Source organism: Candidatus Eisenbacteria bacterium (assembly GCA_005893305.1).
In the GTDB taxonomy this organism is placed as follows: Bacteria; Eisenbacteria; RBG-16-71-46; order SZUA-252; family SZUA-252; genus WS-9.
Genome location: VBOZ01000029.1, coordinates 225274 through 242364 on the forward strand (window position 1 = coordinate 225274; position 17091 = coordinate 242364).

Annotated in this window: 10 protein-coding genes and 2 tRNA genes; 9 read left to right on the plus strand and 3 right to left on the minus strand. The window is 66.2% G+C overall.

The window, feature by feature from the left end; all coding sequences use genetic code 11:
• Positions 1 to 97: 97 nt before the first annotated feature.
• The 3 genes from E6K79_09635 to E6K79_09645 form a co-directional block, all read right to left on the minus strand.
• Positions 98 to 172 (minus strand) — tRNA-Glu (locus E6K79_09635).
• A 36-nt stretch (positions 173 to 208) separates the two neighbouring features.
• A tRNA-Gln gene (locus tag E6K79_09640) sits at positions 209 to 282 on the minus strand.
• Positions 283 to 319: 37 nt separating this feature from the next.
• On the minus strand, positions 320 to 970 hold the full coding sequence (locus E6K79_09645; GenBank protein TMQ63917.1) for a DedA family protein: 651 nt from the start codon (positions 968 to 970) through the stop codon (positions 320 to 322).
• Here E6K79_09645 and E6K79_09650 point away from each other — a divergent pair.
• From E6K79_09650 to E6K79_09690, 9 genes are all read left to right on the plus strand, one after another.
• Positions 864 to 3626 (plus strand): hypothetical protein, encoded by a 2763-nt coding sequence (locus tag E6K79_09650; protein TMQ63882.1) that lies wholly within the window; start codon positions 864 to 866, stop codon positions 3624 to 3626. The two genes, E6K79_09645 and E6K79_09650, sit on opposite strands and share 107 nt — an antisense overlap.
• Before the next feature lie 994 nt (positions 3627 to 4620).
• Positions 4621 to 4965 (plus strand): GWxTD domain-containing protein, encoded by a 345-nt coding sequence (locus tag E6K79_09655; protein ID TMQ63918.1) that lies wholly within the window; start codon positions 4621 to 4623, stop codon positions 4963 to 4965.
• Entirely contained in the window at positions 4937 to 5431 is a 495-nt protein-coding gene (locus E6K79_09660) for a transcriptional repressor (protein TMQ63883.1), read from the plus strand. Before E6K79_09655 ends, E6K79_09660 begins: the two co-directional genes overlap by 29 nt.
• Before the next feature lie 305 nt (positions 5432 to 5736).
• Entirely contained in the window at positions 5737 to 7056 is a 1320-nt protein-coding gene (locus E6K79_09665; GenBank protein ID TMQ63884.1) for a hypothetical protein, read from the plus strand.
• A gap of 335 nt (positions 7057 to 7391) precedes the next feature.
• A complete protein-coding gene (locus E6K79_09670; GenBank protein TMQ63885.1) occupies positions 7392 to 10388 on the plus strand; it encodes a TonB-dependent receptor in 2997 nt (998 codons plus the stop codon).
• A gap of 79 nt (positions 10389 to 10467) precedes the next feature.
• Entirely contained in the window at positions 10468 to 13413 is a 2946-nt protein-coding gene (locus tag E6K79_09675; protein ID TMQ63886.1) for a T9SS type A sorting domain-containing protein, read from the plus strand.
• 3 nt (positions 13414 to 13416) lie between these two features.
• Positions 13417 to 14520, plus strand: coding sequence for a PorV/PorQ family protein (locus E6K79_09680; protein ID TMQ63887.1), 1104 nt, complete (start codon positions 13417 to 13419; stop codon positions 14518 to 14520).
• Positions 14517 to 16169, plus strand: a complete 1653-nt coding sequence (locus tag E6K79_09685) for a hypothetical protein (protein TMQ63888.1) — start codon at positions 14517 to 14519, stop codon at positions 16167 to 16169. Before E6K79_09680 ends, E6K79_09685 begins: the two co-directional genes overlap by 4 nt.
• Positions 16166 to 17089, plus strand: coding sequence for an LD-carboxypeptidase (locus E6K79_09690; GenBank protein TMQ63889.1), 924 nt, complete (start codon positions 16166 to 16168; stop codon positions 17087 to 17089). Before E6K79_09685 ends, E6K79_09690 begins: the two co-directional genes overlap by 4 nt.
• Positions 17090 to 17091 lie beyond the last annotated feature (2 nt).

Genomic DNA, 17091 nt, shown 5'->3' on the forward strand with positions numbered 1-17091 from the left:
GGGTTTCGCGGGGCTGCGCCGAGACCGGCGCGGACAACGCGCAGGCGCACAGGATCAGCGCGGCCGCAAGCGACCGCGCCGATCCGCGCGCGAAGAGTGGTAGCGCTACGGGGAATCGAACCCCGGTTTGATGGCTGAGAACCATCCGTCCTAACCCCTAGACGATAGCGCCACGACGCCGGCTCTATGAAGTGGCACGCGATGAGCTTGGCTGGGGGAAGAGGATTCGAACCCCTGTACCGTGGTCCAGAGCCACGTGTCCTACCACTGGACGATCCCCCAAAAGGCGTCGGAGTTTAGCAAAGGCGCTCGGAGGGCGTCAACGCCGCGGGCCGCTCGAGTCAGGCGGCGCGGGATCGTGGCTCGACCGGAAATGACTGCGGAGCCAGAGGAGGAAGAGGAGGCCGAGCGCGGCGACGACGGCGAGGTCGAACCCGCGCCAGTACTCGCGAATTCGCTCCCAATGCTCGCGGAACATGACCCCGACCTGCGCGAGCACGAGCGACCAGACCGCCGATCCCAGGAATGTGTAGAGCGAGAACCGCCAGAAGGGAACGCGCGCCGCGCCCGCGGGGAAGGAGATGAAGGTCCGCACGATGGGAAGAAGCCGGGTCCAGAAGGCGACCTGAAGCCCGTGTCGCTTCAGCCAGCCGTCCGCTCGGTCGTACTCCTCCACCCGGATCAGGCGCCAGCGCGCGAGGCGCTCGGCGAGAGGGCGGCCGCCCTTCACCCCGAGCCAGTACGAGACCCACGATCCGAGCACGTTTCCAAAGGCGCCCGCGAGCACGACGCCCCAGAGCGTGAACCGCCCCGTGGTCACCAGGTAGCCCGAGAACGGCATGATGATCTCGCTGGGGAGGGGAATGCAGGCGCTCTCGATGGCCATGCAGAGCACGATCCCGCCGTATCCGAGCGTCGAGATCACGGCGAGGATGAAGGCGGCGAGCGGGGCGACGATCCGATCCAGCAAATGCACGCGCGAACCCTACGCGACGCGCTTCGCGGCAGACAAGCGGAAAGACTTCCGCCTTGAGGGGTTCCGCGTGCGCGTGATAGCGTCGAGGCGGATGACATCCTCTTCGGTTCGACGGTCGCGCCCGCTCCGGCACGCGCTCCTTGCGGGGTGCCTCCTCGCCGCCACAGCCCCGGCCGCCGACGCCCTGCCCGAGGTCGTCGCGACGAGGGGTCTTCCGTCCTCGATCTCGTCCACCTACGGCACCGCCGTTCCGCTCGGGGATCCATCCACAGCGGGGCTCTTCGCGATCTCCACGCGATGGGGCGTCGAGATCCGCGATGCCGTGTCGGGCGCGGAGGCGCCGGTCGGCGCGTTCCGCACCTCGGGCGCCGTGAACGCGGTGGCCGCGGACGGGAACACGCTCTACCTCTTCGCGGGAACGCGGGGCATCGTGGCGGTGGACGTCACCGATCCCGCGAATCCAGCGGCGATCGGATCGCGCGGCGACCTGGGCGATCTGAAGCTCGGCGCGGCCTCTCCGAACGGTTATGGGCTCGCGGCCGCGAACGCCTCCGAGCTCCACTTCCTCGGCCGCTCCTCGCCCGGCGCGCTCTCCTTGCTCGCGACGCTTCGATACGCGGACGACCGTATCGTCCGCGCGATCGTCGCTCGGTCGGATTCCTTCCTCGTGGTGAGCGAGAGATCTACGCCGCTTCAGCGCCTCTTCCTCACGCTCTACCGGCTGCCGGCCGGCGCCGCGCAGCCCCAATTCGTGAGCGAGATCCCGGTTCCGAACCAGGCTCCGACGGGGATGGTCTGGCGCGGGGATCTCGCGTTCATCGGCGCGGGGAGTCTCGGCATACTCACGGCGAACGTGCGTACGGGCGTCGTGACCGGTCCGGCCGGCATCGGGAAATACGTCCGTGAAGTCGACGCGAACGACTCGGTCGTCGTCGCCGCGGCGCAGGCCGGAACGTTCGTCCGCTTAAGGCGAAGCGGCTCCGGGGGCGCTACCCTCATCAACCCGACCTTCGAGTCGCTTCCGCTCGAGCCGATCCACATCGCGCTCTCGGGGAGCCGCGTCGCGATCTCGGTGCAGGACGTCGACTCGGCGCAGGACCCGGACGAGGTCGGACGCGGCGCGATCGAATTCCGGGATCTGGACCTGACGCTCGCGATCCCCGCGGTGGGTGGGACCGGGCGGACCCGCCGCGTCGCCTGGAGCGCCGGCCTCGCGTACGTCGCCGACTATACGGGCGGCCTCCGCATCTACCGCGCGGACGGATCCGACACCAGCCTCGTCGGGGTCCTCCCGCTCGGATCGAGCACCCGCGTCGTGGACATCGCCCTCGATCCTCCGCGGCACCGGGCCTACCTGGCGGCCGGCAGCCAGGGGCTCCAGATCGTGGACACCACGGATCCGTCGGCACCCGCGCTCCTCTCCGCGCTCCCGCTCCCGGGCCTGGCGAGCGCGGTGGCGGTCGTCGATTCCGACCTCGTCGTGGTGGGCCGGCGCGGAACGGTCGGGGCCGGACTCACCTTCGTTGACGTCACCTCTCCGGCCTCTCCCGCGCCGCGCGGCCAGCTGGGAAGCGGCTCCATTCCCGATCCCCGCGCCATCGCGGTCAAGGACACGATCGCGTTCGTGGCGGACGAATCGCTCGGCTTGCTCGCGGTGCGTTTCGGCAACCCCGATGCTCCTGGCTTGGTCGGGACGCCCACCGGCACCGCCGCGCGCGACCTCGATCTCTCAGGCAACGTGCTCCTGGTCGCGACGGGCGCCGCCGGGCTCCAAGTGGTCAACGTTTCCAATCCCGTGATTCCGGTCCTCCAATCTCAGGTGGCGACACCCGCTCTCCTGGGGGTGGCGCGGTCGGCCAACTCCGCCGCTCTCTTCCTGGGAGACGAGGGGGCGCTTGTCGTCGACCTGAACAATCCTTCCGCCCCCGTGCTCCGCGGACCGATCGGAGTTCCGGGTGCGTCGCGCGACGGGATCTGGGTGGGCGACACGCTCCTGGTCGCGACCGGCTTCGCCCTGGAGCGTTTCCGCGTGAGCCCCGCGCCGACCGTGGTGCCCGCGCTCACGATCGAGTTCGATCGCGCGCTCCTCCTTCCTCGCGCCAGGATCCGATGGACGCCCGTGTCGCTCCCCGGCATGGTGGGGCTCAACGTCTATCGCGACCTGCTGCCGGGCCGGCAAGGCACGTCGCCCGCGGGGACGCTCGTGAACAAATCGCTGTTGAGCCCGGGCGCGACGGAGGCGGTCGACGACTCGCTCGTGGCGGGGACGACCTGCCGCTACAGGCTCGAGGCGTTCTTCGCGGACGGAAGCGCGATCAAAGTGGCCGAGGGCTCGATCTTCGTTCCGTCCAATTCCGCGGTGGGACGTCCGTTCCCGAATCCCTACCGGCCGAATGGCGGCGCCGCGCTCACGCTGCCGTTTCGGATCGCTCCGGGCTCACCCGCGGGGACCGTCGAGGTAACCATCCACGATGCTTCCGGCAGGCTCGTCCGCCGGTCGGTTCAGGCCGTCGGGGCGGGAGGCGGATTCGGGACTGCGGCGTGGGACGGCCGCGACGGGCGAGGCCGCAAGGCGCCGGACGGCGTCTACTTCGCGCGAGTGCGGGGACCGGGGATCGACGATGCACGCCAGTTCGTCCTCTTACATTAAGAGGCTGATCTGCCTTCTGGCGGTGACGCTGGCCGCGGAGCCGGCGCCGCCTCTCGTGGGCCGCGCCTTGGCTCAGTATCCCAGCCCCGTTCCGGCTCCTCCGCCCGAGGTCCCAAGCCCCGGCATCAGCCTGGCTCGACCGAGATTCTCCGCCGACGCGACGGTCCAGCCCGGCGAGACCGGTGAGCCCGAGGTCCGCATCGACTACCGCCTCGCGCGCAGCGAGCTCCTCTTCGAGCGCACTTCGTCCGGTTACCACGCTGCGTACGAGCTCCGGGCCATTTTCGTGAGCGAGAAGGGGAAGAGGGAGGTCGCGGGGGATGCCCACACCCGCGAGCTCCGGGTGGCGCGGTATACCGAGACCCAGGCGATCGGAGACGACATCGCCGATCACATCCCATTCCGGGTGCCACCGGGCAAGTACCGGATCGAGGTCTACCTCACGGATCTGAACGCGGAGCGCACCTCCTCCACGACGATTCCCCTCGAGGTGCCGGGGGTCGCCGCGGGACAGCTCTGGCTCACCGACCTCTACCTGGGTACCGTGGACTCCACGGGTAGCGCGGGGCAGCATGCGGGTCTGATTCCGAATCCATCGCGCACCTTCGGAGACGAGCTTCCGCGCTTCGCGGCGGCAGGCGAGATCGTGGACAACCGGCCGGCCGGCGCCCCGGATTCCGCCTTTCAGCTGAGCTACAAGGTCCTGAACGAGCTTCAGGTCGCCGTGGCCCACGGCGACACTTCGATCGCGCGACGGGGCCCGCGCACTCCGTTTCTGATCCGCCCCGCCTTCGGCCCCTTGGAGGCGGCCTCGTATCGCGTCGTCGTCGAGCTCGTGAGCCCGCTCGTCACGATCAAGGGTCAGAAGAAGCCGAGCCCCATCCGCCGGGAGAAGGCGTTCACAGTCGTGCCCAGCTCGGCGAGCGCGGTGACCGATATCAAGACCTCCCTGGAGGTGGTGCGCTTGATCGCGACCGACGCGGAGTTGCGCGAGATGGACCGGCAGCGGACCCCGGAGGAGCGCCAGGCGTTCTGGGATGCCTTCTGGAAGAGCCGCGATCCGACCCCCGAGACGCCCCGCAACGAGGCGCTGGAGGAGTTCTACAGGCGCGTGCGTTACGCGGATCAGCGCTTCGGCGTGGGGGGGCCAGGCTGGAAGACCGACATGGGCGCTACCTACATCCAGTACGGCCCGCCCGACGAGATCGTGCGGAACCCGTTCCGGTTCGACGGCCCGCCCGAGGAGATTTGGTACTACTATCAATCGCGGAGGGTCTTCACCTTCGTCGATCGGGACGGTTTTGGTCGCTATGAGCTTGACCGCGAACGCTCCCGATAGCGCCGGATCGGCACTCCAGAGCTGGGCCGAGTTCCTTGCCGCCCATCATCTTCGTGTCACCGAGCCGCGCCGGCTCATCGCCCAGGCGATCGCCCAGTCGCCGGGGCACTTCGACGCGGAGACGCTTCGGCTCCGGCTGAGGGGCCAGGGGCGGCGCCTCTCCCGCGCCACGATCTACCGGACTCTCGCCCTGCTCCAGAGCTGTGGGATCCTGAGAAGGGTGCAGCTCGTGGAGGGTACGCTCCACTACGAGCTCTCCCGTCCGAACGATCCGCACCATCATCTTGTCTGCCGGCGCTGCGGCTCCGTCCAGGAGGTCACCGACGCGTCGCTGACGCGAGCGGTCCGCGAAGCGGCTCGCAGGGCGGCCTTTGCGCCGGAGGAGTTTGTCCTACGCATTCGGGGCCTCTGCTCCCGATGCCGCGGATCGCGCGCCTCAGGGGGTCGACCTGAGCCATCAACATAACCACTTACCACAACACAAGTTATCCCATTATAGATAAATATTCGTTTGACACACCCTGGGGGCGGTGCCTATGGTCCCCCGAAAATTTAGAGCGACGCTGGGGCGCTGCAGCGAAATAGTTTGAGCGACTTGGTCTTGTGCGACCCAACCCAAATACCTAACCGAAAGGGGGTGGCGGCTAGGTCCTAACGAGCAGCAACTGCTCTCTCGGATCTCCCTGGGACGATATCCAACTTCACTGTGTGATCGGCCCGGGCGGTAGACCCTGGATGGTCTAGGGTCCTAAAACAAGGAGGCGAACTCAGATGTTTCAGCGCAAGCTGATTGTCGTTTTGGTCGTGGCCCTCGTCGCTTTGACGGCGGGAGTGAGTCAGGCGTCGCTGTCGCGCGTGGAAGGCATGGGGCTCGGAACGCCTCAGCTCAGCCAGTTCACGGACGACTACGCGAACATCTACTACTACCCGACATCGGTCGTCCGGCAGAACAACCTGGTGCTCGCAGAGCTCGGCAACAACCCGGGCGGCTTCGTGGACGCGGTTTCGCACATTGACCAGAGCCTCACGCTCATCAGGAATTTCCCGCGCTTCGGCTCCATCGCATTCCAGATGAAGCAGAACGCGCTCAACTCCGCGTTCCCGGGCAACCTCAATAATGAGATTTTCGACGTGATCTGGGGAACCGGCCTGGCGAAGATGGACATCGCCGTTCGCGTCGATGTGACGAATTCTTCGTTCAACCAGGACTTGAGCGGCGGCCCGACGCACAACGAGGCTCACGGCGACGGCTTCCTGCCGGGTGACCCGTATCCGTTCGGCGCCTTATTCGTCAACGATATCATTGTGGGCACGGGCGTCGAGCTCAACACGTGGGGCGTGGGCCCTGCGATCGCCCTGCATCTGGCGAATGACAACCGCATCGAGGGTACGGTTGATTTCCGTCGCTACACGCTCGACCGCAAGACCTCCACGGCAGGCGTGGCCGGCGAGTCGTGGAAGGACGGAGGAAACATGTCCTACGCGGTTGCTGCCCGTGGAATCCTCCATCAGGGCGACCGGGCGACGTGGTACCCGGCATTCTGGTACATCAACGACGACCTGAGCTATGAGGTCAGGAACAACCCGGCCACCGTCGGCCCGCGCTCTGCCGACGAGACGTACAAGCAGCTTGGGGCCGGGATCTCTCACAACATGAGAGTGAACGACAACAACCTCCTGATCTTCGGCGCGTCCGTGTCGCAGTCGAAGGCGACGTACGACCGGACGGACAACAACGACGGCGTCGCGAACGGCAACCTCAAGCACCGCGAGTTCAAGACGACGCTCGCGCCGCGCTTCTTCGCCTCGCTCGAGACCGACCTCACCCGCTGGCTCAAGGGGCGCCTCGGCGCGTCGAAGTCCATGCAGTCGGAGAACACCGAGACGTCCGACTTCAACACGGTCCCGGTGACCTCGAAGCTCAAGGAGCGGTTCTCGGACTTCGCGTTCAGCCTCGGCACGGGCATCAAGTTCAACAATTTCGACGTCGACATGACCCTGAACCAGTCCTTCCCGCTGTCGGGCGGCTGGGTTCTTTCGGGCGATCCGGCGACGCCGTTCACCCGCGTCTCGGGGACGTACCACTTCTAGAAGAAAGTCTGAATCAAGGGCCCGGCGACGGGTCCAAAAAAGCCTGGGGCCGCTCGGCGTCATCGCCGGGCGGCCTTACTTTTTGCAACGAAAGTAGTTGACACGGTACGGGCCGGTTTCTAAGTTGGGTGGGAAGCAAATGGATGGCGGCTCCAAGCCGGAACGTGGCCGCGCTGAGTCAGTGGGGAAGGAAGGCAAGGGGGTAACCAAAGAAAAACGCCGGAACGAGTGGAGAACAGCCGATAGAGGGACCCAATGGCGTGCTGGAATGGACCGGGGTCATCGCGGAGCCGGTCTTGGGGACTCATGGGACAAGGGAGAACATCACTCAAGGAATGAGTGACCCTCGGATGGCGCTTCCACAGGAGTGCAGGGGAGGGAGAGTCATGACGCGACCTCGGATGCGTCGGAGGCTGGGCGTCGTCACGTTCATCGTGGCGTGCGCCTTTTTTGTTTTTGGGAAATCGTGGGCGGGAACGACGGGCACGATCAGCGGCACCGTCACGGACTCCAAGACCGGCGAGCCGATCGGGCTTGCCACGGTCACGATTCCGGAGCTCAAGCGCGGGGCGACGAGCGACGCCCAGGGCCATTACTACGTCACCAATCTGCCGGCAGGTAAGTACTCCGTACGGGTCGCGCTCCTCGGCTACGTCCCGCAAGCGCGGGAGGGGATCGAGGTATTCCCCGACTTCACGACGAAGCTCGACATACCCATGGAGCCCACGGTTCTCAAGGACGTGGCCGAGGTCGAGGTGAAGGCGGAGCGACCTCTCATCCAGAAAGACGTGACCGCAACCACGAAATTCCTGAACGGCGAGGAGCTCCGATATCAGCCCCTCCGCGGATACCAGGACGCCGTGGCCCAGCAGTCGGGCGTGGTCAGCTTTAATTTGAACAACCTGAACCAGGTCAACAGCGCGACCGAGATCACGAACAGCAACACCTTGATCATCCGCGGCGGACGCCCCAATGAGGTCGCCTACTACGTCGACGGATTTTCCCAGCAGGATCCGCTGACCGGGTTCTCGACCACCAATATCGCCCCCGAGGCCGTCGATGAAGTGGTCGTCCAGGCCGGCGGCTACAACGCCGAGTACGGGCGGATCAACTCGGGCATCGTGAACGTCGTGACCCGCGAGGGCGGTGACCGGTACTCGGGCACGCTCGAGGGGATCTACGGCGACCATTTCAGCAACAGCCGTGGAAACAAGATCGCCTCGCTGGCCTTCGGCGGTCCGATCGTCCCCAGCTGGAAGAAGGTCACCTTCTACCTGTCGGGCGAGCGGCGGGATACCGAGGATCGGAAGCCGAGCATCATCACCGACCAGCTCGGCTTCTACACGCAGCCCGGGCTCTTCGAGAACGGAGTGCTCCCCACGAACGACAGCAAGTCCTGGGCGAGCGCGGGCAAGCTGGCGCTTCGCCTCTCCCCGCTCCAGACGCTCCGGCTGGCGGGCACCTACAACGAGGACAAGTGGCACCAGTTCCTGAACTCCTACCGCTTCAACCTGCCTCACGCTCCGAAGTACCTGGACAGGAACTATTCCGTCTCGGGGAACTGGAACCACAGCCTCTCGGACCGGACGTTCTATGAGATAAAGGGCAACTTCTTCTCGACCGAGCGCATCCGCGGCGACGGGGTCTATTTCGACAACCTCGCCGAGTACTCGAGGCCGAACGGGGACCCGACGTTCAGCAGCAAGGAGGCCCTTTTCTGGGATGGGGACGACCCCGCCACGGGGGCGAACGAGGCGCACGTTTGGAACGACCTGCTCCACCGGAAGTCCTCGTACGTCGGCTTCGCGGCGAATTACGCGAGTCAGCTCTCTCACAGCGTGCAGCTCAAGTTCGGTGGGGACTATCAGCGGCACACGCTTCGCTACTATGACCACTACGCCCCGACGCAGGCGTACGACGGCGCCGGCAACCCGGACAACGTGAAGGACGTCGATCACTACGGCTACGATGCCCTCGGGAACGAGCTCAACGAAGGCGACACCTTCACCGACCTGAACGGGAACAAGAGCCGCGACGCCGGGGAGCCGTTCCAGGACAAGAACGGAAACGGGATCTACGACAACCCGCTGGATGTGGCGAAGCACCCGAAGGTCGCCTCGCTTTACGTGCAGAGCAAGTACGAGGCGCTCGGGCTGGTCGTGAACGCGGGTCTTCGGTGGGACTATCTGACACCCTCGACGCGCGCGCTCAGGAGCGAGGCCTTCCCGCTCGGCCCCGAGTTCGGCGACTCCCTGAACGATCCGAGCGCCCTGGGTCCCCAGGATCTGACGGACTCGAAGGTCTACCAACGCCTGAGCCCCCGGCTCGGCGTGGGCTTCCCGGTGACGGACCAGACGCTCGTCCACGTCAATTACGGGAAGTTCTACCAGCAGCCGAATCTTCAGGATCTCTACGCGAGCTACGCGTTCCTCGAGCACAAGATCAATATCGGGGGCTATTTCGTCGGGTTCGGGAACCCGAACTTGAAGCCGGAGCAGACGACGGCCTACGAGCTGGGGATCACCCACACGCCGACCGACCGGTCCCGCATCGAGGTGGCGACCTACTACAAGGACGTGAGGGACCTCGTGGAGATCACGACCATCCGATCGGCCCCGAACGCGTTCTCCTCCTACCGGAATCGAGACTTCGCGACGATCAAGGGGATCGACCTCGCCTACACCCTCAGGCGTGTCAATCACGTCGCCATGAACGCCAACTACAGCCTTTCGTGGGCGAGGGGAACGGGCTCGATCTCGCAATCGCAGCGGACGATCGCGTGGACGGCGAAGACCCCGCCCAAGATCGCCACCCCGCTCGCGTTCGACCAGCGGCATCGGTTCACGCTCAACATGGATTACCGCCTGGGCCAGTCGGAGGGCCCGACGGTGCACGGCTCGCACTGGTTCGAGAACGCCGGCGTGAACGTGCTCTTCAACGCCGGAAGCGGGACGCCGTACACCCCGACCAAGGTCTACAACGCCGTGACTCTCGGGGCCGTTTTCCCGACGCCCACCGGCGAGATCAATTCTCAATACGGGCCGTGGACGTTCACGGTGGACCTCAAGGGAGGCAAGACTCTGAAATTCGGCCAGCAGAGCCTCGAGATCTACCTCTGGGTTCTGAACCTCTTCGACCGGAAGAACATTTACTCGGTCTACACGGGCACGGGCGACGCGGAGACGACGGGCTATCTGACCACGGATGCAGGCCAGAAGTTCCTCGCCGACAACGGACAGGACGCCGAACGTCGGTACCATCTCGCGGAGCTCAACCCGGACGCCTTCGGCAATCCTCGCCTGGTGCGCTTGGGCGCGAGGGTGAGCTTCTAGGGTGATCGGCAGAGGACGTCAACGGCTAGGGGGGACTGTGCGAATGCGTACGCTTGGTAGGGTTGGTGGCGTTGCGTTGGTGCTCCTGGCGCTGCTGGCTCCGGAGGCGATCGCCGCCGCGCCGAAGTCGGGCGCGGGCAACGTGCGGAGGCCGCCTACGATTCGGCGATCCGCGGCCGCCACCGATAACAGCGGGCGGGTGGACGCGAACAATCTCGACATGTTCCTGACGAATCACGGCTCGTTCGGGTGGGACCTGTCCACCTCCGAGCCTGGCCTCCGTTATCCGAAGGGGACAACCAAGACCGCCCTGTTCGCGGCGGGGATTTGGGTTGGAGCCCAGGTGAACGACACGGTCCGGACCTGCATCGCCGAGTACTCTCAGGAATACGCGCCCGGCCCGATGTACAACGGGACGTTCCAGGTCGACCAGCCGACGTTCAAGAACTACAGGCTGGAGGCCAACAACACGACGAGCGACGACTACTTGAACTGGCCCTCGCAGCCGGCGCCCAGCGGTCAGGGCGCGCCGGTCGACACGCTCGGCAATCCGCTCCTTCAGGGTGATCTGACGCTCTGGAGCGTCTACAACGACGCCGATCCGGGCCGTCACACGAACGGCAGCGCGGGGCGGACGAAGCCGCTCGGACTCGAGATCCAGCAGTCGACGTTCGCATTCGCGCGCGGCGGCGCGCTCGGAAACATCATCTTCATCAAGTTCCGGATGATCAACAAGGGAGCCAACAACCTCGACAGCACCTACGTCTCGATCTGGGCGGATCCCGATTTGGGCGACGCCTCGGACGACCTGGTGGGGTGCGACACCACGCTCAGCCTCGGCTACTGCTACAACGAGACGAACAACGACGCCGTGTACGGAGGGGCGTGCCCCGCGGTCGGATTCGACTTCTTCCGCGGCCCGATCGTGCAGGTCTCCCCGGGTGTCTACGACACGCTCGGGATGACCTCGTTCAACAAGTACATCAACGGCGAGGATCCGACGAGCGCGACGGAGGCCTATCACCTCATGCAGGGGCGCAAGAAGGACGGCTCCGCGCTCCATGAGAACGACAATCCTCTCGACCCGATCACCACGTTCCAGTTTCCCGGCGATCCGGTCGCGCCCTCGGGCTGGCTCGACGGAGGGGGGAACGACCGAAGGATGCAGCTCTCGACGGGGCCCTTCACGATGGCGCCGGGGGATACGCAGGACGTCGTCTGCGCGCTGATCGTCGGCCAGGGGTCCAACAACATCAGCTCTATCACGGATCTCAAGCAGAAGGATGCCGCGGCGCAGGTCGTGTTCGACCTGAATTTCGACATCCCGTCGCCCCCGCCGAACCCGACCGTGTACGTGCACCCGCTGGATCGGGGGATCCGTTTGATCTGGGGCAAGGAGCCGGTCGGGACCAACTCGGAGAATCTGAATCTGGGGCAGGATTTTCACTTTGAAGGCTTTCGCGTCTGGCAGTTCCCCTCAAACAACGCGGGATTTCCTCCGAAGGTGGTCGCGACGTTCGACGTGGATGATTCGGTCGGGCCGATCTATTCCGATCTGTTCAACTCGGCGAAGGGCGGGGTGGAGCGAAATCTCGTCATCTCGGGGACGAACAGCGGGCTCCAGTTCGCGCTCGATCTGACCAATGACGCGCTGCGGGGCGGCAGGCTCATCAACAACAGGGACTATTATTTCGCCGTCACCTCCTACTCGTTCGACGTCAATAACACCTCTACCTACTTCCTCGGGCCCAACCCGATCGGAACGATCGCGGAGGTGCTCGAGAGCGGCTTCAAGATACAAACGGCGACGCCACGAGGGAGCAACGCCGTCCTGACCGTCGCGGGGACTCAAACGGCGGGGGACCGCGTCGGGCACCGGGTCTCCGTGGAGCAGCTGGACCAGAACGCCCTGTCCGATTCCCTCTACCGCGTCACCTTCGCCGCCGACGAGAGCTGGACGCTCGCCAACGCCGTTACGGGCGACACGGTTCTGGCGGCGCAGACGAATACGAGCGGGGACTTCGACTACCCGATCGTTCTCGGGTTCATGCCTCGCGTGATCGCCGCGACGAAGCCGGCGTCGATCTTCCAGCATTTGGCGGCCGGAGATTCGCTCGACCTCGGGAACGGAGGCGCCGATTCCGCCGGGGTCTACACCCTGGACAACGAGATCGGCGCGGGCATAGACGGGTTCAATTTCGGGGACGGTACGAATCACGATTACGAGATCCGGATTCTGCCCGACACGACCGAGTTCTGCTGGGAGTACAACTTCGGCGATCCGTCCCCTCAAGCGACGTTCAAGTGCCCGTTCGCGATCTACGACATGGGCGCGTGCTCGTTCCAGGATCCCTCGGACGACTTCAAGGCCACGGCGATGATCCGCGACGACGACGGGAGCGGGTCCTGGACGTGGGGGGACCGCCTCTATATCCGTGACATTCCCTACGCCAGCGTTCCATGGGGCACGGTGGGACTTCAGTCCACCGACGTGAACCCCGCGAACGACGACCAGACGCTGGGGCGGTTCGGCTTCGAGCCGTTTAATACGGCCTTTACGGACAACAACGCGCTGCCTCCGTCCAGCCGGCTGATTGTCCGCGGCGGGCGCCTCTGTCCCCAGGACGTGTTCCAGTTCCGACTCGTGCCGGTGGGCAAGGCCCCCGGTACGATCGTCGCGAACGACATCAAGAAGATCCTGGCCGTTCCGAATCCCTACTACGCGCACTCGGCGTACGAGCTGAACCAGTTCGACCGGGTCATGAAGTTCACGAACATCCCTGCGGCGAAGAAAGTGACGATCCGGATCTTCAACATGGACGGGGATCTCGTGCGGACCATCCAAAGGGTGGCCAGCACCGCGGACGAGATGGCGCGCGCCGAGATCCGTTGGAATCTGAACTCCGACAACAACCTGCCTGTGGCGAGCGGGATCTACATCTATCGCGTTGACGTGGACGGCGTGGGCAGCAAGACCGATCGGCTCGCGGTCTTCATCGAACGCGAACGCCTCGATAACTATTGATCGATGGACGGACCAATGCGTGACGACCGGCGGAATTTCTTTCGGAAGACGGAGGACACGGGAATGAGGTCCTTGGCTTCGATCCTCATGGTGGCGATCGCCCTTTCGACTCTCGTCGGGCAGGGACGGGCGGGCGGACTCGATCGGGTGGGAACCGCGGGAGCGCAGGAGCTGCGCATTCCCATGGGGCCGGCATCGATCGCGCTGGGCGGCGCGGCCGTTGCGCTGGGGGGCGGCCTCTCGAACGTGTTCTGGAATCCCGCCTCGCTGGCCGCGACCGACAACTCGGAGGCGATGGTTTCCTACAGCACCTACCTGGCCGATTCCAAGGTGAACTACGGCGCCGTCTCGACCGGCCTGGGCTCGGCCGGAATGGTCGCTCTCTCGGTGAAGGTCCTGAACATCGGCGACATCACCGTGACCACGGAGGACGCTCCGGAGGGGACGGGGCAGATTCTCTCGCCCAACTTCGGCGTGTTCGGCCTCACCTACGGGCGGCGCATGACGGATCGCGTGCTCCTCGGGGTGACCGGCATGTTCATCAACGAGCGCGTGGCGGATCTGACGGCGAACGGCTTCGCGCTCGACCTGGGGCTGCAGTACGACACAGGGTGGCGCGGCCTCCGTTTCGGCTTCGCGATGAAAAACGTGGGACCCAACATGCACTATACGGGCGGAAATCTGGAGCAGCGGATCATCGTGCCGGGCGACGATCCTTCCGCCCAGCCCCACGTCGTGCAGCTGGAGTCGACCTCGTTCGAGCTGCCGTCGTACCTGCAGCTCGGCGGCGCGTACGATCTCAAGTTCTCCGAGAAGGTCGATGGGACGGTGTTCGCGACCTACCAGGGCAACAACTTCTCGACCGACGAATATCGGATCGGCGCCGAATGCCGGCTCGCGGGGCACCTGGCGCTGCGCGGCGGATTCCAGGGGCAGGCCCCGCTCAAGGGGCAGGATCGCCAAAACGACTACCTCTATAACTTCTCGTACGGCGCCGGCCTCAATTTCAATCTCGGGGATCGTCCCGTCAATTTCGATTGGGCCGGAACCCACGTCGGGCAATTCTTCGGCGACAACCAGCAGTTCTCACTGCGCCTCGCGTTTTGACCTTTCCGTTCACCCACCCGCTTTCACGGGGCGGGCCCAGTAGGGTCCGCCCCGCGCTCATCTCGACGCTCCTCCTGTTCCTCGCGGCGACGGCGGCCGCCGATCCGGCGTGCTGCGCCCCCGGGCGCCCCTCAGGGCTCCTCGCGGACTCCCTGGACTTCCTGGGGGCATCCTCCATGCGCCAGTCCGAGATCGCGCTCCTTGCCTGCTCCCTGGAGCGGGTGGACACCCTCGCGGCGCTCCACGCCGCGGCCCGGATGATCCCGGGAAGCAACGCCAAGCTCTTCACGACGGGCTCCTTCCTTCGCCGTTATGGGCCAGACTATCGCCGAGAGACGCTCCTGGTCGCACGGGGGAAAGCCTCCAAACACGGAGGGCACGACGTCCGTTTCCAGGGCGACCTGGTGCTGCGCGGGAGTGGGATGCCGGACGTCTACCAGCTCCTCGCCCCGGGCTCGCGCGGGCTGCTCGACTCGGTTGCCTACCTGCTCCGCCAGAGCGGCCTCGCGCGGTTCGAGGGGATTCTCTGGATCGACAGCTCGGTCTTCGCGCAGGAGCCGTACGGGCCGGGATGGGCCCACGACGACTTCTCGTTCGCGTACGGCGCGGCCGTGAACGCGGTCCTCGCGAACGGGAACGCCGCGACCCTGATCGCGACCGCCACGCCCGGCGGCGTCGAGCTCGCGCTCGACCCGCCCGAGGTCCCGCTCGTCCTCAAGGGCCGGCCCTCGGTCGGCGCGCCGGGGGCGATGCCGCGCCTGGACTTCCGCCGCGCCCCCGGCTCCCGGGTCCTCGAGGTCTTCGGGGTCATCCCGCGTGGGAGCACGGTCAAGAAGCAGGTCGCGGTCCCGGACCCCGATTCGACGGCGGGCCTCATCCTCCTGGGGGCGATGCGCCGTGCCGGAATCGAGGTCGAGGCGCAAGCCCGCGTCCTCTCGAATGAGGGAGCGTCGGCCGACGCGCGGGCGCGGGGGCTCTCCGGGGTTCCGGAATCGACATTCGATTCAGCGGCGGCGATGGGCACGCCGGGGTGGGCGGCGGTGGGACGCGAGGGGGTCGTCTCGATCGTCTCGCTGGCGTCTCCGCCGGCGGCCGAGGTGGTCGGCATCGTGAACGCCTGGAGCCTGAACGCGGAAGCCGAGGCATTGCTCCGCCTCCTCGATCCCGCGCCGACGGGGAAGACCCGCGAGCAGGGGCTCGCCGAGCTCGCGCGGATCGTCTCGGAGGCGGGCGTCGATACGCTCGACCTCTCGTTGGTGGACGGCTCGGGGCTTTCCCCTCTCGACCTCGTGACGGCGCGCGCCATCGTGACGTGGCTGACCGCGATGGATCGCGATCCCAACCTGGGACGGGCGTTTCGGGAAGGTCTCGCGCGGCCCGGAGGGAACGGGACCCTGAAGAACCGGTTCGCGACGCTGGACAGCACGGCGGCGTTCCGGGGGAAGACCGGAACCTTGACGAACGTGAGCGCCCTCGCCGGCTACGTGACGGCGGCGGGCGGGGAGCGGGTGGTCTTCTCGATGCTGACGAACGGCAACCGGAGCTCGGTCGCCGCCGCCCGCGACGCCGAGGAGCGGCTGGTCACGGTGCTCGCCAGGAGCAGGCACATGGCCCAAACCGCCCCACAGCCGATCGGGATTCCGCGTTGATCGCGCCGCCGCGCCTCCGTTCGGGCGACCGCATCGGAGTCGTGGCGCCGTCCGGACCTGTCCTCCGGCGGCTCGTCGAGCGGGGCGCACGCGCTCTCGAGCGCGAGGGATTCCGCGTCATCCTGGCGCGGCACGTCTTCGACCGAAAGGGACACCTCGCGGGTGAGGATGGGGCGCGCGCCGAGGACGTGAACCGCATGCTCCGAAACCCGGACATCCGCTGCGTCCTCATGGCCCGGGGCGGCTACGGGGCGATGCGTATCGCCGAGTCGGTGGAGTGGGGGGCCATGCGCCGCGACCCCAAGATCTTCGCCGGCTTCTCGGACGCGACCTTCCTCCATCTTGGTTTCGCGCGGCACGCGGGCGTGCGCACCCTCCACGGACCCAATCTCCACGGATTCGCCGGCATGAGGCGGGGGAGCGTGAAACGCTGGGTCGCCTGGGTGACGGAGCCGATGCCGCCCGAGTCGATCCGCTTCCTCAACGCGCCGGTCCGGCTCGCGGGAGGGCGCGCGGTGGCGCGCGGCCCCGTGCTCGGTGGGAATCTGACGCTGCTCGACCACGCGATCGGGACGCGCGTGATGCCGAGTTTTCGAGGGTCGATTCTCTTTCTGGAGGAAGTGAACGAGCCGCCCTACAAGATCGACGGGATGCTCACCCACCTACGGCTTTCAGGGGTTCTGGCGGGGCTTCGCGGCATCGCCCTGGGGGATTTCTACCGCTGCAAGCCGAAGCCCAGGCGGCCGGAGCTTCCGCTCCGGGAGGTGCTCGAAGATCACGTTCGCGCATCGCGCGTCCCGGCGCTCATGGGGATCAAGGCAGGTCACGCGCGGCGCAACCTTCCGTTCCCGCTCGGCGCGCGGGCGCTGCTCGATGCAAGGCGGGGCCGGATCGTGTTCGAGCAGGGGCTGGTTTCCTGAAG